Source organism: Entomomonas sp. E2T0, assembly GCF_025985425.1.
GTDB lineage: Bacteria > Pseudomonadota > Gammaproteobacteria > Pseudomonadales > Pseudomonadaceae > Entomomonas.
Window position 1 is genome coordinate 1418748 of sequence record NZ_CP094972.1, and the last position, 21474, is coordinate 1440221.

The 21474-nt window shown below is 35.0% G+C and carries 21 protein-coding genes; 14 read left to right on the forward strand and 7 right to left on the reverse strand.

Annotation, left to right across the window (positions count from 1 at the left end):
- Positions 1-4 precede the first annotated feature (4 nt).
- Together MTZ49_RS06820 and MTZ49_RS06825 are read left to right on the forward strand one after the other, a co-directional pair.
- Positions 5-724 carry a UDP-2,3-diacylglucosamine diphosphatase gene (locus MTZ49_RS06820; RefSeq protein WP_264747593.1) on the forward strand — a complete coding sequence of 240 codons (720 nt, stop codon included), beginning with the start codon at positions 5-7 and terminating at the stop codon, positions 722-724.
- Between the two features lie 297 nt (positions 725-1021).
- Positions 1022-2116, forward strand: coding sequence for a hypothetical protein (locus MTZ49_RS06825; protein WP_264747594.1), 1095 nt, complete (start codon positions 1022-1024; stop codon positions 2114-2116).
- Positions 2117-2132: 16 nt separating this feature from the next.
- Here MTZ49_RS06825 and MTZ49_RS06830 read toward each other — a convergent pair whose 3' ends face one another.
- The 7 genes from MTZ49_RS06830 to MTZ49_RS06860 form a co-directional block, all read right to left on the reverse strand.
- Positions 2133-2564: a hypothetical protein gene (locus tag MTZ49_RS06830; RefSeq protein ID WP_264747595.1), complete on the reverse strand. Its 432-nt coding sequence runs from the start codon at positions 2562-2564 to the stop codon at positions 2133-2135.
- On the reverse strand, positions 2561-4909 hold the full coding sequence (gene ligA, locus MTZ49_RS06835) for an NAD-dependent DNA ligase LigA (protein ID WP_264747596.1): 2349 nt from the start codon (positions 4907-4909) through the stop codon (positions 2561-2563). The genes MTZ49_RS06830 and ligA overlap by 4 nt, the downstream gene beginning before the upstream one ends.
- Before the next feature lie 54 nt (positions 4910-4963).
- Positions 4964-5749: a cell division protein ZipA gene (gene zipA / locus MTZ49_RS06840; RefSeq protein ID WP_264747597.1), complete on the reverse strand. Its 786-nt coding sequence runs from the start codon at positions 5747-5749 to the stop codon at positions 4964-4966.
- A gap of 159 nt (positions 5750-5908) precedes the next feature.
- The gene (locus MTZ49_RS06845) at positions 5909-7159 is read right to left on the reverse strand and encodes a hypothetical protein (protein ID WP_264747598.1); all 1251 of its coding nucleotides are present in this window, start codon (positions 7157-7159) and stop codon (positions 5909-5911) included.
- A 2-nt stretch (positions 7160-7161) separates the two neighbouring features.
- Positions 7162-7896, reverse strand: a complete 735-nt coding sequence (locus MTZ49_RS06850; protein ID WP_264747599.1) for a class I SAM-dependent methyltransferase — start codon at positions 7894-7896, stop codon at positions 7162-7164.
- Between the two features lie 75 nt (positions 7897-7971).
- Positions 7972-9318 carry a flippase gene (locus MTZ49_RS06855; protein ID WP_264747600.1) on the reverse strand — a complete coding sequence of 449 codons (1347 nt, stop codon included), beginning with the start codon at positions 9316-9318 and terminating at the stop codon, positions 7972-7974.
- Complete coding sequence (locus MTZ49_RS06860) at positions 9315-10652, reverse strand: UDP-glucose dehydrogenase family protein (protein ID WP_264747601.1); 1338 nt, start codon at positions 10650-10652, stop codon at positions 9315-9317. The genes MTZ49_RS06855 and MTZ49_RS06860 overlap by 4 nt, the downstream gene beginning before the upstream one ends.
- Before the next feature lie 169 nt (positions 10653-10821).
- Between MTZ49_RS06860 and MTZ49_RS06865 the strand changes: the two genes are divergently transcribed.
- The 12 genes from MTZ49_RS06865 (at position 10822) to satP (ending at position 21418) form a co-directional block, all read left to right on the forward strand.
- Positions 10822-11352 carry a DUF4124 domain-containing protein gene (locus MTZ49_RS06865; RefSeq protein ID WP_264747602.1) on the forward strand — a complete coding sequence of 177 codons (531 nt, stop codon included), beginning with the start codon at positions 10822-10824 and terminating at the stop codon, positions 11350-11352.
- Between the two features lie 4 nt (positions 11353-11356).
- Complete coding sequence (locus tag MTZ49_RS06870) at positions 11357-13576, forward strand: DNA internalization-related competence protein ComEC/Rec2 (RefSeq protein WP_264747603.1); 2220 nt, start codon at positions 11357-11359, stop codon at positions 13574-13576.
- A 67-nt stretch (positions 13577-13643) separates the two neighbouring features.
- Positions 13644-14351 carry a MotA/TolQ/ExbB proton channel family protein gene (locus MTZ49_RS06875; RefSeq protein ID WP_264747604.1) on the forward strand — a complete coding sequence of 236 codons (708 nt, stop codon included), beginning with the start codon at positions 13644-13646 and terminating at the stop codon, positions 14349-14351.
- Positions 14348-14785 (forward strand): ExbD/TolR family protein, encoded by a 438-nt coding sequence (locus MTZ49_RS06880; protein ID WP_264747605.1) that lies wholly within the window; start codon positions 14348-14350, stop codon positions 14783-14785. The genes MTZ49_RS06875 and MTZ49_RS06880 overlap by 4 nt, the downstream gene beginning before the upstream one ends.
- Position 14786: 1 nt before the next feature.
- Entirely contained in the window at positions 14787-15782 is a 996-nt protein-coding gene (gene lpxK, locus MTZ49_RS06885; protein ID WP_264747606.1) for a tetraacyldisaccharide 4'-kinase, read from the forward strand.
- Between the two features lie 57 nt (positions 15783-15839).
- A complete protein-coding gene (locus MTZ49_RS06890) occupies positions 15840-16025 on the forward strand; it encodes a Trm112 family protein (RefSeq protein ID WP_264747607.1) in 186 nt (61 codons plus the stop codon).
- A complete protein-coding gene (gene kdsB, locus MTZ49_RS06895; protein ID WP_264747608.1) occupies positions 16022-16789 on the forward strand; it encodes a 3-deoxy-manno-octulosonate cytidylyltransferase in 768 nt (255 codons plus the stop codon). The genes MTZ49_RS06890 and kdsB overlap by 4 nt, the downstream gene beginning before the upstream one ends.
- Positions 16789-17247: a low molecular weight protein-tyrosine-phosphatase gene (locus MTZ49_RS06900; protein WP_264747609.1), complete on the forward strand. Its 459-nt coding sequence runs from the start codon at positions 16789-16791 to the stop codon at positions 17245-17247. The genes kdsB and MTZ49_RS06900 overlap by 1 nt, the downstream gene beginning before the upstream one ends.
- Positions 17244-18260, forward strand: coding sequence for a UDP-N-acetylmuramate dehydrogenase (gene murB / locus MTZ49_RS06905; protein ID WP_264747610.1), 1017 nt, complete (start codon positions 17244-17246; stop codon positions 18258-18260). The genes MTZ49_RS06900 and murB overlap by 4 nt, the downstream gene beginning before the upstream one ends.
- Positions 18261-18548: 288 nt before the next feature.
- Positions 18549-18899 (forward strand): DUF485 domain-containing protein, encoded by a 351-nt coding sequence (locus MTZ49_RS06910; protein WP_264747611.1) that lies wholly within the window; start codon positions 18549-18551, stop codon positions 18897-18899.
- Complete coding sequence (locus MTZ49_RS06915) at positions 18899-20557, forward strand: cation acetate symporter (protein WP_264747612.1); 1659 nt, start codon at positions 18899-18901, stop codon at positions 20555-20557. The genes MTZ49_RS06910 and MTZ49_RS06915 overlap by 1 nt, the downstream gene beginning before the upstream one ends.
- A gap of 300 nt (positions 20558-20857) precedes the next feature.
- Entirely contained in the window at positions 20858-21418 is a 561-nt protein-coding gene (gene satP, locus MTZ49_RS06920) for an acetate uptake transporter (RefSeq protein ID WP_264747613.1), read from the forward strand.
- The last annotated feature ends 56 nt before the right edge of the window (positions 21419-21474 follow it).

Genomic DNA, 21474 nt, shown 5'->3' on the forward strand with positions numbered 1-21474 from the left:
GTAAATGAGCATTTTACTGATCGCTGATTTACATTTAAATGAAGAACGCCCAGATATTACTGAGGCGTTCTTGTCTTTTTTGCACAATAAAACAAAGGATTGTGAAGCATTATACATCTTAGGTGATTTTTTTCATGTATGGATAGGTGATGATGCTATGGGAGAGTTTGAACATACTATTGCCCGTCAACTAAAAAAATTAACTGAGCAGGGCATTAAAATCTATTTGATGCACGGTAATCGAGATTTTGCAATTGGTAAAACCTTTTGTAAATTAGCAGGTTGTACATTACTGAAAGATCCAACATTAACTTCTTTTTATGGTACACCTGTATTACTTTCACATGGCGATATTCTTTGTACTAAAGACATTGACTATCAGAAAAAACGGCGTTTTTATCGAAACCCGCTTATTTTATTCCTATTGCGGTTATTATCCCTTAAAAAAAGAAAACAATTAGCTGCAAAACTACGTGCAGAAAGTAAAATGAAGAAAGGGATTAAATCAGCTGATATTATGGATGTTACTCCAGAAGAAGTTGTTAAGTTATTAGAAAAATATAAGGTACAACTATTGGTTCATGGACATACCCATCGACCAGCTATTCATCAATTGATAGCAAACCAACAGCATGCAAAAAGAATAGTATTGGGTGATTGGGAGCCTAATGGTAAAGTGCTAAGGGTCACTTCTGAAGGCATGAGTTTAGAACCAGCTAATTAAACATTACATTCAACAATAAGTCCTTGATTTTTCATTTCGATTGAAAACATTTAACTCTCTAAAAATTAAAATTTCTGTTTTTAAATTTTTGTCACAAAATACATACAAAACACGAACAAAAATAATTTCCATTTTTTATAAAATAATTATCAATTAATATTGATTAATAATCATAATTTAGGGGATATGTTATTAATTATAAAGATATTATTTGCTGTTAGAAAATATTATTCTTTAATAATTCCTTAATGATGTTTTGTTTTACTAACTTAAACAAATAGCAGGGATGAAATAATAATGGTATTGAATAATTATTCTGGGGTCATACCAAATAAAGTAATAAATCAAGTATTGTATATTGTGTATGGGGATAATCTGAATTATCAGATTGAAACAAAATTAAGTATCCTAAGTATTTTACGGCATACTAAACAACCAAATTTTACTATTCGAATAATGACAGATAGGCCAGCAGATTATGATGGATGGCCTGTAGAAATTTTGCCACTTAATGATCAAATATTAAATGATTGGTTAGGCATTACGGATTATCATTATCGCCGTAAGGCAGTAGGTATTTTAATGGCTTTACCATATGCTGAGCGTACTGTATTTTTAGATACAGATACTATTCTAAAAGAAGACACAAATCAGTTATTTACTCTATTTAATAAGGGAGAGGTTTTAGTTGATCGCATTGAGGGTAATTGGGCTAGATGTATACATGATAAATTAATTGGTAAGGTTAATGAATATCTAATAAAAACCTATCCACAACTGGATACATCACTAAAACTTATTAACTCTGGTGTAGTAGGTTTATTTGCAGAGGATAGCCAGTTAATCGAAAAGGCTATTGAGCTCATTGATGAGCTGTGGCCAAAAGATCCAGCATGTCGAGTATTAGAGCAGTTTTGCTTGGCTATTAGTTTTGATAAGCAAAGAACATTAGTGGAACATAATATTATTTATCATTATTGGAGCAAAAAAGAGTTTTTCCATCAAATGGGCCAGTATTTCTTTGAAAAATATGGATATGCTTATCAAGAAAATTACCCTGAGAAAAGTAAAGAAATTGTAACCAGTATTCTTCGGCCATCTTTTCTAAAGCGTTTAATATCGCGTGTGAAAGTACGATCATTTCCTAAAAAGCAAAGAAGTGGTTTATTAAAATTACTTTATGCTTTAGCACTTAATGCTAATGGTTATGAAGCAAGCCAAAAGGCTGCTTATTGGCTACAGGCGATGAATAAAGATTTTCCTCGCTATAACCCAGCAGCCTATGAGCAATTTAAACAAGGGCAGTGGCCAACTGATTACTTAAGAATTGCAACAGTTAAACAACAACAAGACTTTTTAAGTTTTCTTAAGAAACAGAAACTATTAAATTAATCAAGCAAAGTAAAAATTACTTGATAATAGTTTCATCTGCTTCTTGTTTTTCTGTAGCAAAGCCTATTGGCGTGGGTTCCATGCTGATATTAAAATCGGGTTGAATGTAAAAGTTAATGCCACCTAAGTAACCCGTACGTGCTAAAGAGCTGATTACTTTATCGCTTGTTTTGGCTTGAAAATAAATGGCAGCATTTCTACCTTTAATAAAAGGTAAGTTGATTGTAAATTCTGTATTAGCAGGGATGCTTCCCACAGATGATTCATTACCATTTACTTTTACCATATAAAGTAGTGGCTCATTGGAAGTATTGTGAATAGTAAGCTTAGGTGCTTCTTGCCAAGCCACAAAAATAAAAGAACATAGCAAAAGAATTAGGATAGTAATAATACGACGTTTATTTGCTAGCCTAGCGCCCTTTTTAGGTTTTGTTTCATCAACTGTCACAATGTTATCCCGTTTTCTTTCAATAAATTAGTTAATGCTTCTTCATCCCAAACAGCAACGCCTAACTCGTTAGCTTTCGTGAGTTTAGAACCAGCATCAGCTCCAGCTACGACTACGGATGTTTTTGCTGAAACACTGCCTGCTATTTTCGCGCCTAGTTGCTCTAAATACAGTTTGGCTGCATCACGCTTCATGGTTTGCAGTGTGCCTGTTAGTACCCAACTTTGACCTGCAAGAGGCAAATTCTGCTTGGTTTGCTTTTGTTCACTTTGCCAATGCATACCAAAATCTTTTAACTGAGTTTCTATAGCCCTTGCTTTATCTGCATTTTGAGGTTGTTTAAAATAATCCAGTAAACTATTCGCTGCACGTTCTGATAGTTTGTCTACTACAGATAGATCAATTTTATCAGCCTTTATAATCGCTTCAAGGGTATTGAAACGTTTTGTTAAACGTTCCGCAGTAGTATCCGCAATAAAAGATATATTTAACGTTTTTAGTAAGTCTGCGAGTGTAAAACTGGCTGTTAAATTTTCAGCAATATCACCTTCATTTTGTAATTCAATATAATTTAATAATTGCTGTAGTGTTTGTTGATTATGGTCTTCTGCAAAGAAGTTATTAATTTCATAAGCCACTTCTAAACCAACATCAGGTAGTGAAGTAAGTATTTCAGGATAAGCCTGTTTAATACGCGTTAGTGAGCCAAAAGAGCGAGCTAATAATTTGGCGGTACTTTCGCCTACATTGGGAATACCTAAGGCATAGATAAATCTTGCTAAGTCAGGTTTTCTACTATTATTAATAGCGGCTAATAGATTTTTACTAGAAGTATCTGCAAAACCTTCCAGTTCAATGACTTGTTCAAAAGTAAGCTGATATAAATCGGCAGGCGAACTTATCAATTGATTATCAACTAATTGCTCAACGATTTTGTCGCCTAAACCATCGATATCCAAAGCTTTACGAGAAACAAAATGAATAATAGATTGTTTAACTTGAGCAGGGCAGGATAGCCTACCCGTACAGCGATAAATAGCACCTTCTGAAATGTGCTCTTGTCCTTTACTACGCTTTATAAGTTGCGTACGTTCAACCATTGAACCACAAACTGGGCAATGTTCAGGAATTTGTACAGGTTTGGCATCACTAGGACGACGTTCTAATACAACACTGGTAATTTGTGGAATAACATCACCTGCACGACGGATAATTACAGAATCACCAATCATTAAGCCTAGTCGAGTTACTTCATCCATATTATGCAAGGTAGCGTTAGAAACAATAACACCGCCAACATGCACAGGTTTTAATCTAGCAACAGGGGTTACAGCACCTGTACGACCAACTTGGAATTCAACATCTAATAGTTCAGTGATTTCCTCTTGAGCAGGGAATTTATAGGCAATAGCCCAACGTGGCTCACGAGAACGAAAACCTAATTGTTGTTGATCTTCGATTTGATTAACTTTAAACACTACACCATCAATATCATAGCCAAGATTATCCCGTCGTTGACCAATATCTTGGTAATAGCTAAAGCATTCGGTAAAGCCTGTGGCTAATTTTAATTCAGGACTAATGGGGATACCCCATTCTTTTAATTGTAGTAATGCTTGCTGTTGAGTATTAGCTAATTCGTTATCTTCTGTAATAAAACCATAACAACAGAAGGTTAAGGGTCTAGTAGCAGTTACTTTTGAGTCTAATTGGCGAAGTGAACCTGCCGCTGCATTACGGGGGTTAGCAAAAGGTTTACCTTCATTGGCTAAGATTGAGGTATTAAGTTTTTCAAAACCTGCTCGAGGCATATAAACTTCACCTCTAACTTCTAGTCGAGTAGGCCATCCAGAACCATGTAGTTTTAAAGGAATATTGCGGATGGTACGGATATTAGCTGTAATATCTTCACCTGTAGTACCATCACCACGAGTGGCACCCCTTATAAAAATACCATTTTCGTAAACCAGACTTACTGCTAAACCATCTAATTTAGGTTCACAGCAGTAGACAATTTCAGCAGAAGTTGATAAACCTTCTTTAACTCGTCGATCAAAGTTTTTTAATTCATCTTCTGCAAAAGCATTGCCAAGACTTAGCATAGGGACTTCATGCTGTACCGTATTAAATTGGGGTAATGCTTCACCCCCCACTCGCTGAGTCAGTGAGTCAGTAGTTTTTAATTCAGGGTATTGTTCTTCTAATGCTTGTAGCTCACGAAATAAACGATCATATTCAGCATCAGGGATAGTAGGGTTATCAAGTACATAGTATTGATAACTATGATGATTAAGTTCTTTACGAAGTTGCTCTATACGTAAGATAGCTTGTTCTTTTGTCAACATAGTAGTACCAAAGGGGAAAAAGGAGCTATTTGTTACAGCTCCTTAAAAGTAGGCTTAATATTTCTTTTTGAGTTTACGGCGTTCAAAATCAACGATACGTTGCCGATAATGTTCAATGGTTTGGGCTGTCATAACACTGTGTTGGTCATCGTGTAATTCACCATTTAACTCGTTACTTAATTTACGAGCAGCGGCTAGCATTACATCAAATGCACGTTTAGGGTGTTTGGGGCCAGGTAAACCTAGGAAGAAACTAACTGCACGGGTAGAAAAGTGATCAATATCATCAAGGTCAAAAGTACCAGGTTTTACCCCATTAGCCATAGAAAAATAGCGTTCACCATTGCCCGTCATGCTTTCATGACGATGAAAAATATCCATTTCACCAAAACGTAGACCGCTTTCTAAAATATTTTGTAATAATGCAGGGCCTTTAAAGCCTTCTGAATCAAGAGATACTACATTAATAATTAATACTTCTTCTATAGGTTGTGGCTTATTATCTGTTTCTGTTTTAGGACTATGCTTATTATATTGAGCTTCTTCATCTGTAAGATTTAGGCTAATCTGTTGTTCTTGTTTGGAGGGTTTAGAATCTGATTCATCTTTTGTTGATAAAAATGGAACATCCTCCTCTTCATTTTCTGTTTCTGAAAAAAAGGATTTAGGATTTTTAGATTTTGATTTAGGGTCATCCGTATTGTCGTAATAAGGGCTTAAGTTTCGATCAAGCCTTAATTTCCCACGACTACCTCTTATACGACGCCAGCCATCGAACAGAATGGCTGCAATAACTATGATGCCAACAATAATTAGCAATTCACGCAACCCAATGTCCATTAAATCTCCCTTAGTGGTAGTTAGTTTATTAAATTATATGAATTATCGCATATTATGTAAAAACAAGAATAGCTTATTTGCACTAGTCAAATGATAATGATACCTTTATTTTAAAATCATAACAGTTAACCATTAATCAATTATATTTCAAAAAATATTTTAGTAAATTTTTTGTATGGCAGTATTTAATTGATTTATAGCATTATTCAAAATATACATTTTTATAAAGATATTGGTATAACCTTCTTCATAGTAAATAGTATTTTTATGTTTCTCACCAACATGATTTTTGAAAAAGAAAAAACCATAACGCTCATATAATCGATAAGTGTTTATAGTGTGATGATTTTTTTCTGTCACTTGCAATATTTGTAATTTCTCTAGAAAATTATTATCTAAAGGATAATCTGCTTCTGCAAAATCTATGGCAGGTTGCCAATCTAAATAAACAGCGTTTAGCGTACCATTAAACTTATAAAGTAATCTTGAAAAATAACGACTAAATGAACAGCTGTCATTATAACAACCACTAATTTCACTATTGCCAGTGTAAAAATAAAAATGACTCAAGGAAGTTTGAACAATTAATTGATAGTTTCGTTCATTTTCTAATGTCCATACTAAGTTTCTTTCTTGTGAGGATAGGGGGGTTAATAAAGTCGTTAGATCAGATAAATAAGGGGCAAGATTTACACCAGAATGAACCAATCTATCCAATACAAAATAATGCTGATTTAGCATATTAATAAAAATAACTGTATCTTCTATATTTCGTTGCTTGTTATTTAACATATGACGATAAAATTTTATGTCATTTATTAAGAAAGAGACTCCTTCTTCTATATTTCCAGACTTAATTTCTAGAATGGCATTGGCTGTTAATAGTTGTGATACGCTACTTATATATTGATAAGGTACAGAGCTATTAAGATTAGCGGGTAGGATATGAGCAAACTCAGAGAATTTTTGTAATGACAAATAATTATTAATAAAACCTTTTTGTTCTTGCATTAATTGTCGAATAAAAGGGGCTTGTTGAGTAATATCATTTAAGCATTGTGTATTTATAAAGTTAGCATCACAAGGTAATTGGTACAGTGTACTTATTTCTTGTGCTTTTGTTGCTTCAAAACCCATATTGTATTCAAATGGCGTTTTTTCTGTCGTATGAATTGCTTTTTGAATGGCCTTTAAACCTTCTGTTACCATATTTTCAGAATGTAGTACATTAAATCCAGCCATAGCAACAAAAGCATTTTGTTCATTAGGAATATTTGTTTTGGGAATGATATTGGAAAGTTGCTCTTTTACAACAGGTAGCATTTCCTCATCTTTCGTTTGTCCCCACATAAAGAATAAAATGATGATGAAAAGGATAATATAAGAAGCATAAGATATTTTTTTAGCCATAATTATGATAGCCTAAAAATTTGTTTTAACTTAATTATTAACGGATTTGGTGGTGCTAGTTTTTTATATTCAGTTAATTTTGGTGTCGTTTTTTTAACCCAAATTTGATAGCTACTATAAATAATTTCAAGCTCATTGCTATAATTTTTTAGAAAAGAATCTATTCCTTGTTTAGGATTATTAAAATCTTCTTTATAAGCTTTCCATTTATAGTCATCAAAAATAATAATTCCACCTACTTTACATAGTTTAAAAGCAAAAATTGCATCAGATAAAACATCGGGTGAGCGATGTGAGCCATCAATATAGATTATATCGAAATTACTTTCAAATTGTTGTTGTATGGAAAATACTCGATAATTAGTATCTATATCTAAACTACTTCCTTGTAAAATGGTTAGTTTATATCTATCTACTGGTGTAATAGAAGACTGTGAGTTTATAAAAATATATTTTTCAGCACTTGATGATTGCCAAACATTTGCATTATGCATGAATGTAGAAAATGTTCCTGAGTCGTGCTCCATACTGCCTTCAAAGGTGTCAATTGAAACTGCTTTCGAATCTGGATGGCGCAGCACATTATTCATCATCCAAAAAGTACTTTGTCCTTCATATGAGCCTATTTCTAAATACAAAGTTTTTTTGTTTTGATAGAGTGGAATTAATTCAGACCATTTTGCTATATTGTTCTGAAACCAATTATTGCTAAAAGAATAACTTGGATTTTTATTCATAAAGTATTTCCTATAAATTTTAGAAATTATTCTATATTTCACATGGTATATTAACAAGTTAATATACCATGTGGGTTATTTTTGTTTAATATATTTCATAAGTAAATTAATGGTATGAAAAAGATTAAATGACCTTATTTTCATATAGAAAAACATCTTAGTTTGACGATTAAACAAATCATATATAAGAGCAGTGCATGCCATTGCAATAAGTGATGATATTGCCGCCCCTAAACCTCCTATTATAGGAATTAGTAGAAAATTCATTACTAGATTTACAATGGCGCCACAAAGTGTTCTATATAGTGATAATAGTTGTAAATTTTCAATTACAAACCATTGTGATGAGGCTACACCTAAGCTAACAAAAACACCAGTCCATATATGGATAATTAAAATACTTGCAGATGCTTGATATTGGACGCCATAAAGAAAATAAATAATATAAGGTGCAAGAAAGCTAGTAATAATAGCAATACTAATAGAGATAATAACTAAAATGTTAATAATAAGTTTTAATTTGGAGTAATAGTTTTCTTCATTAACTGCCCTAGCTTTAATTAGTGTTGGTGTTACAGATGACATGATAATCATTGGAATTAAATACCAAATTTCACTAATTTTTGTGGCAGCAGTATAAAGCCCTACAGCTTCATAATCTAGCATCTGGGCTAACATAACTTGGTCGATACGCATATAAATTATGATGGTTAGCCCTGAAAGTATAAGAGGCCAACACTGTTTTATTATTTTTTTAATATAATTTAAATCAATTTTCCAAGTAGTTATTTGTTGTTTTCTACTGAGATAAGCAAAGACTATTAAACTACTGATAATAAACGCATCTAATAAAAAAATACTGGCAATAGCAAGTAATGAGGCTTTACAGAGAATTAGAATTATTTTTAATAGACTACAAATCACGAAAGAACAGTTTTCAGACCATACAATGTATTTAGATTGAGTGTGAGACTCAAAGAAATAACGGATTACATCACTAGCTTTAAAGAGCAATGAAAAGCCAATAACGATTGCAATAACCTTTGAAGTATTATCTGTAAATAAAATAAAAGTTAAAAGTAATAGGATTAAAAAAGCGAGAACAGAAGTCACTATTTGTATAAAAAATGTACTTCCCATAATTATATTAGTTAATTTAGGTTCATTAACTAACTCTTTAACAGTAATGCTGTTTAGACCAAAGCCTGCAATAACAACTAAAAAACTTATAATTGCTAGCACATAATTTAATAATCCAAGTTGTTCTGGGCCTAAATAGCGTGCCATCCATGCGCCAATAAATAATCCGACACCCATACGGAAAATTTTATCGAAAAAAAGCCAGCCCATATTATTAATTATTTTATTTAAGTAAGGCTTTTGCGATAATTTATTTTTGATATGGTTAGGAATTAGTTTCATGAATTAACTGTTGGGCGACCTATAGAATAATAAGTAATGTTTAGTTTTTTCATGTTCTCTAATGCGTAAAGATTGCGACCATCAAAAATTACAGCCTGTTTTAGTGTATTACGGATAGTGACAAAGCTAGGGGCTTTAAATTCTTGCCATTCTGTAACAATAACTAAAGCATCAGCATTTTCTATGGCATCTTCTTTTGTTTGACAAAGTATAAGATCATTACGGTCACCATAAATACGATAGGTTTCTTGCATTGCTTTAGGGTCATAAGCTTTAACTTTAGCGCCTGCTTGCCATAAAGCTTCCATTAAATTACGGCTAGATGCCTCTCGCATATCATCAGTATTGGGTTTAAAGCTTAATCCCCAAATAGCAAAGGTTTTATCTTTTAAATTATGTTGAAAATGTTGATCAATTTTTTCAAATAAAACATGTTTTTGTATGTTATTACGTTCTTCTACAGCAGATAATAGTTTTGCATCAAAATTTATTTCATTTGCTGTACGAATGAGGGCTTTAACATCTTTGGGGAAACAAGAACCCCCATAACCTGCACCAGCATAAATAAAGTGATAACCAATACGAGGATCTGAACCAATACCCCGTCGAATCATTTCAATATCAGCGCCTAATTTTTCCGCCAAATTAGCCACTTCATTCATAAAGCTAATCTTAGTAGCAAGCATACAGTTGGCAGCATATTTACAGAGTTCAGCACTACGAATATCCATGACAATAATTTTTTCATGATTACGGTTAAATGGAGCATAAAGTTCACGTAAGGTTTTTTCAGTTTCAAGATTATCCGTGCCAATAATAATACGGTCTGGCCTCATGCAATCATTAACTGCTGAACCTTCTTTTAGAAATTCGGGATTGGAAGCAACAGTAAATTGTAAATTTGTTCGATTAGTTTTTGTTAAAACCTCTGTAATACAATTTGACACTTTATCAGCGGTGCCAACAGGGACAGTAGATTTATTAATAATAATACTATTATTGGTCATATGTGTAGCAATAGTTTTTGCTACAGCTAATACATATTGTAAGTCTGCAGAACCATCTTCATCTGGAGGGGTTCCAACAGCAATAAAGAATATCTCTTTATTGATTATTGCTTCTTTTGCATCAGTGGTAAATTTTAAACGGCCTGCTTGATAATTAGTTTTAACTAAACTATCTAAGCCAGGTTCAAAAATAGGTAAAATCCCTTTTTTTAAATTTTCAATTTTAGTGGGATCAACATCTACACAAGTAACATCATGTCCTATTTCTGCTAAAACGGTTCCTTGTACTAAACCTACATACCCTGTACCAAAGACTGTAATATTCATAGTGTATTTTTACTCACTATTTAGGTTAAAAAGAAATAGGCTTTAAAATCGCTACTTAACAATATACCTATGGAAATTAGAAAATTATACCATTGGGTTAATTTAATATTAAAAAACTTTCACCGTTTTGTGATAGATTAATAAAACTTGTTATTAATGAAGAAGTAAGATGAAAAGGATTTACTATTATTTATTATTTTTACTATGTTTCACAATAACTGCTGAAGCAAGTATTCACTATTGTGTGGACTCTCAGGGGCAACGTATTTTTTCTGATAAACCCTGTGCAGAAACAATGATGGGCGAGGGTGATGTAACGAGTTATGAGCAAGGCAAAGGAAGTGTGGAGTTACAAAAAATACCTGTAGTAGTAGATGATACAGTTGCAGACAAAATACGCTATCGTATGTCACCAGCACAAATTAGGAAAACATATTGTGCAAAATATGATCAAGTGCAGCGTAACCGTCTTGTGCAGACTAAACAAGTGGTATTAGGCATGTATTTAGCAGATGTTATTAAAGTGTGGGGAGCGCCTATAGCATCTGATGGTAATAAAGTATTGTTCCAAGATGATAATGATGAAATGGTGACAATTTCTTTACTAGAAGGATGTGTTATTAATATTCGACATGATTATATGGATAGTGATGAAGAATTTTTTTATGAAGAACAACCTATTGAAGATAATATAAATTAATCACATGCGGATAGCGTTAATAACTTTTATCATTGGATTGTTATCTATTCGTTTTTTTCCTGCGTTACCCTCACTTTCAGCTTGTATCATATTGGCTTGTGTGGGGCTAACTTTATTACCTTGGCGACTTTATCCACTAGGCATGCTGTTAATAGGTATTGCATGGGGATGTTATGGGGCAAGTCAAACCATTAATGATCGTTTAAATCCAGCATTAGATGGCAAAACAATATGGATAGAGGGCACTATAGCTGGTTTACCAGAGCAAGCTGAACAGGTTATTCGCTTTCAATTAAAAAATGCCAAAGCACAAGATATTCAGTTACCTACCAATATAAGGCTTGCTTGGTATAAAGGTGAACAAGTAGCTACTGGGGAGTCTTGGCGTCTACAAGTAAGATTAAAATACCCTAGAGGAACAATTAACCCGTATGTTTTCGATTATGAAGCATGGCTAACAGCCAAGCATATTGGTGCAACAGGTACGGTTAAACAAGCACAACGTTTACAAGAAAACACCAATATTATTAACTGGCGTTATCAACTACGTCAAAAAATGTTAGCACAAGATACTGCTAACCAAACAGCAGGATTAATCGCTTTAGTATTAGGTGATGGTTCTGCATTATCTAGAAGTCAATGGCAAGTATTACAAGAAACGGGCACTGTCCATTTAATGGTTATTTCGGGGCAGCATATTACGTTATTAGCAGGATTTCTTTATTTTTTTATAGCAGGCTTAGTGCGTTTAGGGTGGTGGCCTAAAAGACTACCATGGTTACCTATAGCTTGTGGTTTAGCTATGTTAGGTGCTTTAGCTTATGGTTTATTGGCAGGGTTTGAAGTACCTGTACAGCGTGCTTGTATTATGTTGGCACTCGTGTTGTTATGGCGTTTAAGGTTTCGTCATTTAGGGGTAGCCACACCGTTTTTAATGGCTTTAGCTATTGTTCTTATTGCAGACCCTTTAGCCAGTTTACAAGCTGGTTTTTGGCTATCGTTTAGTGCAGTAGCCATCTTATTATTGTTGCTTTCAGGGCGACTGAATTATAACAATTGGTGGTTAAGTGCTATAAACATTCAGTGGGCAATTACCATAGGTTTAATACCTGTACTATTGGTTTTGCTATTGCCTGTTAGTTTAACCAGCCCTATTGCCAATTTAATAGCAGTACCTATTGTTAGTTTTATTATTGTACCTTTTGCATTATTGGGGACTTTACTCATAGGTATTCCCTATGTAGGCGCACTATTGCTTTGGTTGGCGGGTTATACTTTAAAGTTAATGTTTATTATTTTGACTTTTGTTGCTGAAGTAGTACCTGCTTGGGTAGCCCCTATGCCTCCTTGGTGGGCTTTTTTATTAGCTTTTTTAGGCGTATTTTTAATATTGTTACCAAGAGGTGCATTACTTCGAGTATTTGGCATAGTTTTTTGTTTGCCATTATTTTTTGTTAACACAGTAAATATTAAAGAAGATCAAGCAGAAGTAACAGTGTTTGATGTAGGACAAGGGTTGTCCGTATTAGTGAGAACTAAAAATCATAGCTTATTATATGATACAGGTCCCAGTTTTGGTGATTTTAATTTGGGAGAGAGGATTATTACTCCCTCTCTACAGCGACAAGGGGTTAAACTACTCGATAAAATAGTTGTTTCTCATGCAGATACAGATCATGCAGGCGGACTACAAGCAATTACTAAGCGTGTAACCGTGCAACAGTTAATAAGTGGTGAGCCAGATAAATTAGTGAGTGAATTAATGACTCACCCTTGTCAAAATAATAGTTGGCAGTGGGATGGGGTAAAATTCTCATTATGGCAGTGGTCAGCAGCAACAAAGGGTAATGATGCATCTTGCGTATTATTGGTAGAAGCAAAGGGTGAAACGTTATTATTAACAGGTGATATTTCAAGTAAAGCTGAACAAGCTTGGTTTGCAGAAAATAACAGGCAGATTAATTGGCTATTAGTGCCACATCACGGTAGTAAGAATAGTTCATCATGGAACTTTTTAGCGGCTACAAAGCCTCAATATATAATTGTTTCAAGAGGATGGTTAAATCCATTTAATCATCCAAACTTAGCCACTCTGGAGCGTTATCAAAAAGTGGGAGCTAAGGTTGAGGATACAGCATTAGCAGGTGCTTTACAGATTAACTTAGGTACATTTCAATCTGCTACAAGGCAGCGTGATACAAAATATTTTTGGCGAAAACAATGACATCAGTTTATCATTATAGGTTAGCCTTGTGATAAAGTTGTTATTTTAAGAAGGGAGCGTAAAAACTGTGTGGGAATTAGTTAAAGCAGGTGGGATCATGATGTTCCCATTAATCCTTTGCTCTATTGTAGCAATGGGCATTATTATTGAGCGACTGATTGTTTTAAGAGCAACAAAAGTAGCACCTGCACCATTAATGGGTAAAGTATGGACTTGGTTTAAATCAGGCCAAATAGATCATTTACGCTTAGAAGAGTTAAGAAATGATTCTCCACTAGGACAAATTTTAGCGGCTGGACTGTCAACTGCTCATAAAGGTCGCGAACAAATGAAGGAAGCCATTGAAGAAGCAGGTGGCTTTGTTATTCATAATTTAGAGCGCTATTTAAATACCTTAGGTACAATTGCTGCTATTACGCCATTATTGGGATTATTAGGTACAATTTTTGGTCTTATTGAGATTTTTAGTGCTTTTTTAGGTGGTGGTGCACCAGATTCATCTAAATTAGCTGGTGGTATTGCTATGGCGTTAGTAACCACTGCCACAGGTTTGATTGTGGCGATTCCTTCGGTATTTTTTCATCGCTTTTTATTACGTAAAGTAGATGAGTTAGTGGTAACCATGGAGCAAAATGTAACTAGATTAGTTGATGCGATTGATGATAGTTATAACCAAAGAGAAACAACCTATGCACCAGATGTTAAGCCAACTAAAAAGCGTAAAACTGGTAAACCAGTGAGTAAAGCATCAGAAGCTCGAGGCGAATCAACGTGAGATTTAAAAGAGGACGGGGTAATGGAGCTGCCCGTGATGAAATTTTCATCAATTTAGCGTCGTTGATAGATATTATTTTTGTGCTTTTGTTATTTTTTGTAGTAACTACAACATTTACTCGCGAAAACCAATTAACTATCGAGCTTCCAGAATCAAGTATTCATAATCCAATTACCTCTGCTAATGTAGATCGTTTAGAGGTTACCATTAGTAATGACGGCAAATATGCGGTGAATGGTCGTGTATTACTACAGTCAACAGAAGATGCATTAACTGAGGCAATGATAGCTGAGTCTAAAGGTAATAGAGATTTGCCTGTGTTAGTGACGGCGGACGCTAATGCCAAATATCAGGCAGTTATTACAGCAATGTCGGCAGCAGGGCAATTAGGCTTTTCTAAATTACGTTTAGTCACTGTAGAGTCTGATCAGTAATATGTCTTTTAGTGATTGCTTAGTGGCATCATGGTATGGGCAAAGGAAGCCTTTCTATTGGCTTAGCCCCTTTTCGAAATTATATGCTAAGCAGGTCCTAAAACGTCGAGAGGACTATCTTTCAGGTAAAAAAGAAGCTTATCGAGCGCCTGTTCCTATCATTGTAGTAGGTAATATTACAGTGGGGGGAACAGGTAAGACACCGATGATTCTATGGTTAATTGATTACTGTAGAAGTAAAGGATTAACGGTGGGCGTGGTTAGTCGTGGTTATGGTGCAAAGCCCTCTAAATTTCCATGGCGTGTTAAAGAAAACCAATCTGCCAGTGAAACAGGGGATGAGCCTTTATTAATTGTTAAAAGGACTCAAGTTCCCTTAGTGATTGATCCTAATCGAACCAATGCAGTTAAGCATTTACTAGCAACTGAAAAAATAGATATTATTTTATGTGATGATGGTCTACAGCACTATAAGTTAGCCCGTGATTTAGAATTAGTGATGATAGATGCCGCTAGGGGTTTAGGTAATGGTTATTGTTTACCTATGGGGCCACTACGTGAGCCTGCAAATCGTTTAAAGTCTGTGGATGCCATTATTTATAATGGGGCTGAACAAGACACTGCTGATGGTTATGCTATGCATTTACAGCCTACCCAGTTAATTAATGTATTAACAGGTGAGCAACAGTCACTGGATTATTTTAAAGCAGCACAATCAGTTCATGCAGTGGCAGGTATTGGTAACCCTCAGCGATTCTTTAAAACATTACAGCAATTTGATTGGAAGGTATTTGAACATCCTTTTAACGACCACGCTGTTTTCGATAAAACTACTTTAAATTTTACAGATCAATATCCTGTTGTCATGACTGAGAAAGATGCGGTGAAATGTAAAGATTTTGCTCAACCGCATTGGTGGTATTTAAAAGTAACAACAGAGCCCTCTATGGCTTTTGTGAAATGGTTTGATCAAAAAATTACCGAGCTTGTTGGCTAAAACTGTTTATAATAAGCCAAATAATTTTGCCAGTAACTCACTATTGAGGTTATTACAATGAATCAAAGTTTACTCGACATATTGGCTTGTCCTATTTGTAAAGGACCTTTGGAACTTAGCAAAGACAAAACAGAACTTATCAGCAAAGGCGCAGGTGTTGCCTATCCTATTCGTGATGGTATTCCTGTGATGATCGTCGATGAAGCACGTACCTTAACGACTGATGAGCGATTAGCTAAATGAGTACACCTTTTATTGTTGTTATCCCTGCACGCTATGGTTCAACACGTTTACCAGGTAAACCATTGTTAGCAATAGCAGGTAAACCAATGGTGCAGCATGTATGGGAACGGGCAATAGAGAGTGGTGCAAAGCAAGTTTATATTGCTACGGATGATTCACGTATTAAAGAGGCTTGTGAGGCTTTTAATGCTCCCGTATTAATGACACGGGGTGATCATCGTTCAGGCACTGATCGTTTAGAAGAAGTAGCCACTATGTTAGGGTTGGCAGATGATGATATTGTAGTTAATGTACAAGGTGATGAACCTTTAATACCTGCAAGTATTATCAATCAAGTGGCTGAAAATCTTGCGTTGTTTAATGAAGCAGCTATTGCTACGTTATCTGAGCCTATTAAAGAATTAGATGGTTTATTTAATCCTAATTTTGTAAAGGTAGTTACTGATTGTCATGGTTATGCATTAACCTTTAGTCGTGCCCCTATGCCGTGGGCTAGAGATGCAATGCTAGAAAATCCAGAATTATTACCTGATGGCATTCCTTACCGTCGTCATATAGGTCTGTATGCTTATCGTGCAGGCTTTTTACATGATTATGTTAATTGGGGCTCTTGTTGGTTGGAGCGCTGTGAGTCATTAGAGCAGTTACGCGCGTTATGGAATGGCGTAAAAATTCATGTGGGTGATGCGCTAGAAGTGCCACCAGCAGGCGTAGATACGATGGATGATTTAGAACGTATTAGACAAATATTGGAACAAGCATAGTGCGTATTTTAATGGTTTGTTTGGGGAATATTTGTCGTTCCCCTTCGGCAGAAGGTATTCTTCGCCAAAAATTAAAACAAGCAGGATTAGCTGATAAGGTGACTGTAGACTCAGCAGGAATAGGTGGTTGGCACGAGGGTGAGGCTCCAGATAAGAGAGCACAGCAAACTGCCAAAGCTAAAGGTTATGATATTTCTGGATTACGTGCTAGACAAATTCAGCCGGAAGATTTTGCTCGTTTTGATGTGATTTTAGGTATGGATAACAGTAATCTCATTGCATTAAAACAAATGCCACAAAAAACAGCAGTGGTTGATTTGTTTTTAAATTATGCTGACACACGAAAAGCAGAAGTTGTAGATCCTTATTATGGTGATATGCAAGACTTTAAAGCTATGTTTGAACAACTAGAAGCAAATTGTGATTTGATTGTTAAACGCATTCAGGAACAATTGTGAACTTAGCCATTGCAGAAAATGTTTCCTTAAAACCGTTTAATACGTTTGGGATTGATGTTAAAGCTCGTTATCTATTAGTTGTAAAAGACGTTACAGAATTACCGCAAGCATTGCTTTGGGCAAAAACCAATAATCAAGCTGTAACAGTGATAGGTGGCGGTAGTAATGTGGTTTTTACCAAAGATATCAATGGGTTGGTGTTAGTGCTACAAACCCAAGGTATAAAGATCATTGAACAACAAGCTTCTGTTGCTATTGTTGAGGTGGCAGCAGGCGTTGTGTGGCATGAACTGGTGCGTTGGTCTGTTGCACAAGGTCTTGGTGGTATAGAAAATCTAAGTTTAATTTATGGCACAGTGGGCGCTGCACCTGTACAGAATATTGGAGCTTATGGTGTTGAGTTTAAGGATGTTTGTCACTCAGTACAGGCGTTAAATAGACTAACAGGTGAGCTACATACTTTTACTACAGAACAATGTTGTTTTAGTTATCGGGATAGTTTGTTCAAACATCAACCAGAGCAATGGATTATTACTAAGGTTCAAATAAAGCTAGATTATAAAGCACCAATACATATAGGTTATGCAGCATTACAGCAGAATTTACCTGAACAGATTGATCAATTAACCTATGCACAAGTCAGTGATATAGTTATTAAAACGCGTCAACAACGTTTGCCAGATCCAAAACAATTAGGTAATGCAGGTAGTTTCTTTAAAAACCCTATTGTGAGCTTAGAAAAGGCAGAACAATTGAAACAACAATACCCAGATTTAGTCACTTATCCTTATGCTATTAAGCAGGTTAAGTTAGCGGCTGGTTGGCTTATTGACAAAGCAGGCTTAAAAGGATTGCAAGAGGGAGATATTGGCACTTACCCTCTACAAGCATTAGTATTAGTCAATTATGGCAATGTTAGTGGAAAAGCTGTGTTGGCTTTTGCTCAAAAAATACAAGAGATTGTTAAGCAAAAGTTTGATATAGAATTAGAGCCTGAACCTATTGTGTTGTAGAGAACTTATCTAGAATATTAGACCAGTTAAAACAAATAAATATTTTTGGCAATATTGTAAATAAAATTAAAATTTTAGCTAACTAACCATTAGCTAAAAAAACTACAATAATTGTCAATTTCTGTGTTTATAAAATTTATTTTAGTTTCAATATTATAAAATTATTATTTATGTAATATTGGACTAATGTAGCAGTTACCAACCAAAATGTTCCTCTCTATACTTTAGACGCAATTATAAAAATAAAAACTGTTAATAGTAATAATAATAAGTATGAGGAAAGTAGATATGTCAAATGTCGTTCACAATGATGATGCTTCGACGCATTATCAAAAAATTGAGTCAAATGTTACCTTTGAAAAACTGGTTCGGCAACGTTCAGTTTTTGCTTGGGTATTGTCTAGTATAATGTTGGGGAGTTACTGTTCATTTATTCTGCTATTAGCTTATGCACCTAAATTTGTTGGAACACCTATTTTTGAGGGAGGTTCTGTTACTTATGGAATTCCTATGGGGATTGGTTTAATTTTATTAGCCATCGCTCTTTCTGGAATCTATGTTTACAAAGCCAATGGTGATTTCGATCGTTTAAATCAAGAAGTCGTTGAATCGCTAAAAGATATGCAGGAGACAAAATAATGATAACAAGAATATTACAAATCAGTATTCTGCTACTGTGTACAACGATGGTGCAAGCTGCTGGAGCTATTGATGGTGCTGTTGAGAGACAACCACTCAATTTGTCAGCCATTGTGATGTTTTTAATCTTTGTATCAGCAACCTTGTATATTACTAAATGGGCAGCTAAGCGCAATACGTCAAAAGCTGATCATTATACCGCGGGGGGTAAAATTACAGGCTTTCAAAACGGTCTCGCAATTGCTGGGGACTTTATGTCAGCAGCTTCATTCTTAGGTATTTCCGCACTGGTTTTTACCTCTGGCTATGATGGCTTGATTTATTCCATTGGTTTCTTAGCGGGATGGCCATTAATTTTATTTATGATTGCCGAGCGTTTACGTAACTTAGGTAAATTTACCTTTGCCGATGTGGCTTCTTATCGTCTAAAACAACGTGCAATTCGTACCTTGTCAGCGTTTAGTTCGTTGATTGTAGTAGCACTTTATTTGATTGCACAAATGGTAGGTGCAGGTAAATTAATCGAGTTATTATTCGGCTTAAATTATCATATTGCTGTAGTACTAGTAGGTATCTTAATGGTGCTGTATGTACTGTTTGGCGGTATGTTAGCAACCACATGGGTGCAAATTATTAAAGCAGTATTGTTATTATTTGGTGCTAGCTTTATGGCGATTATGGTACTGGTAGCAGTTAATTTTGATTTAGGTACTTTATTTAATCGAGCTATTGAGTTACATCCAAAAGGTAATGCTATTATGTTCCCTGGTGGATTAGCACCTGATCCTATTTCTGCATTCTCATTGGCTTTTGCATTAATGTTTGGTACAGCAGGCTTGCCGCATATTTTAATGCGATTCTTTACCGTTAGTAGTGCCAAAGAAGCTCGTAAGAGCGTTTTTTATGCCACAGGTTTTATTGGTTACTTCTATATCCTAACTTTTATTATTGGCTTTGGCGCTATTATTTTAGTAACAGGTAACCCAGCTTTCCATAGCCCAACAGGTGAGTTGTTAGGTGGTAATAATATGGCCGCTGTGCATCTTGCTCATGCTGTGGGTGGTGACTTGTTCCTTGGCTTTATTTCAGCGGTTGCCTTTGCCACTATTTTAGCAGTAGTTGCAGGTTTGGCACTCGCAGGTGCTTCGGCTGTTTCTCATGATCTTTATTCTTGTGTGCTTAAAGATGGTAAAGTGAGTGAAAGAACTGAAATGCGAGTAACTCGTCTTGCTACCTTAGCGTTGGGTATCGTTGCTGTATTATTAGGCATTCTATTTGAGAAGCAAAATATTGCCTTCATGGTGGGATTAGCATTCTCCATTGCTGCTAGTTGTAATTTCCCTATTCTGTTTTTATCGATGTACTGGAAAGGCTTAACCACTCGTGGTGCTTTCTGGGGCGGTGGTTTAGGATTAGCAACTGCTGTTGTGTTAATGATCTTAGGGCCAACCGTTTGGGTGCAAATCTTAGGGCATGAAAAAGCAATCTTCCCTTATGAATATCCTGCTTTATTCTCCATGTTTGTTGCCTTTATGGGGGTTTGGATCTTCTCTGTTACTGACAAGTCTAGTCAGGCACACCAAGAGCGTGCACGTTTCTTACCACAGTTTATTCGCTCGCAAACAGGAATAGGCGCCAGTGGTGCAGTTTCTCACTAACTTAAATAGATAAAAAAATACCAGAAGTTATCTTCTGGTATTTTTTATTTAGCCATAATAAATAATATAAATTTGTTGGGTGATTGAGTTTACATGTTTATTTCTTTATTTTCCTCAATAGTCAGTAACCTCTACTTTTAGTTAATTAAAATCATTAAAGATTGCATATAAAACTTTAATCTAATAAACTGAATTGGTGATTATAAGGAAAAGATTTCATATTTATAATCAGCAGAGAAAAATAATAATGATGCACTATAAAACTAAGTAATTTTTAAAATAATAAAGAGGTTTATAAAGATGACAACAGCAACATTGGCAAATCCAGCACCACTTGGTTTAATGGGATTTGGTATGACCACCGTGTTATTAAATATTCATAATGCTGGCTTTTTTCCAGTAGTAACTGCTATCGTCGCAATGGGGATTTTCTATGGAGGTATTGCGCAAATTATTGCAGGGATTTTGGAATATAAAAAAGGTAATACGTTTGGTGCCACAGCTTTTACTTCCTATGGTTGCTTTTGGTTAACATTAGTAGGTGTTTGGTATTTACCCTTATCAGGTGCTATTTCTGCAACAGATGCAAGCTTTTTAGGTATTTACTTAGGGCTATGGGGCATTTTCACCTTATTTATGTTCTTTGGTACATTACAAGGTAATCGAGCATTACAGTTTGTGTTTGGTAGTTTAGTGGTACTATTCTTTTTATTGGCTATAGGTAATATTATTGGTAGTAAAACAATTCTAATCATTGCTGGCTTTGAGGGAATTATTTGTGGTGCAAGTGCTATTTATTTAGCCATGGCCGAAGTACTTAATGAGCAATATGGTAGAACTGTATTGCCAATAGGTGCATAAATAATATATAGCTATTACTCTATATTTTTATACGTCGTTGAATGACTTTGCCGTAC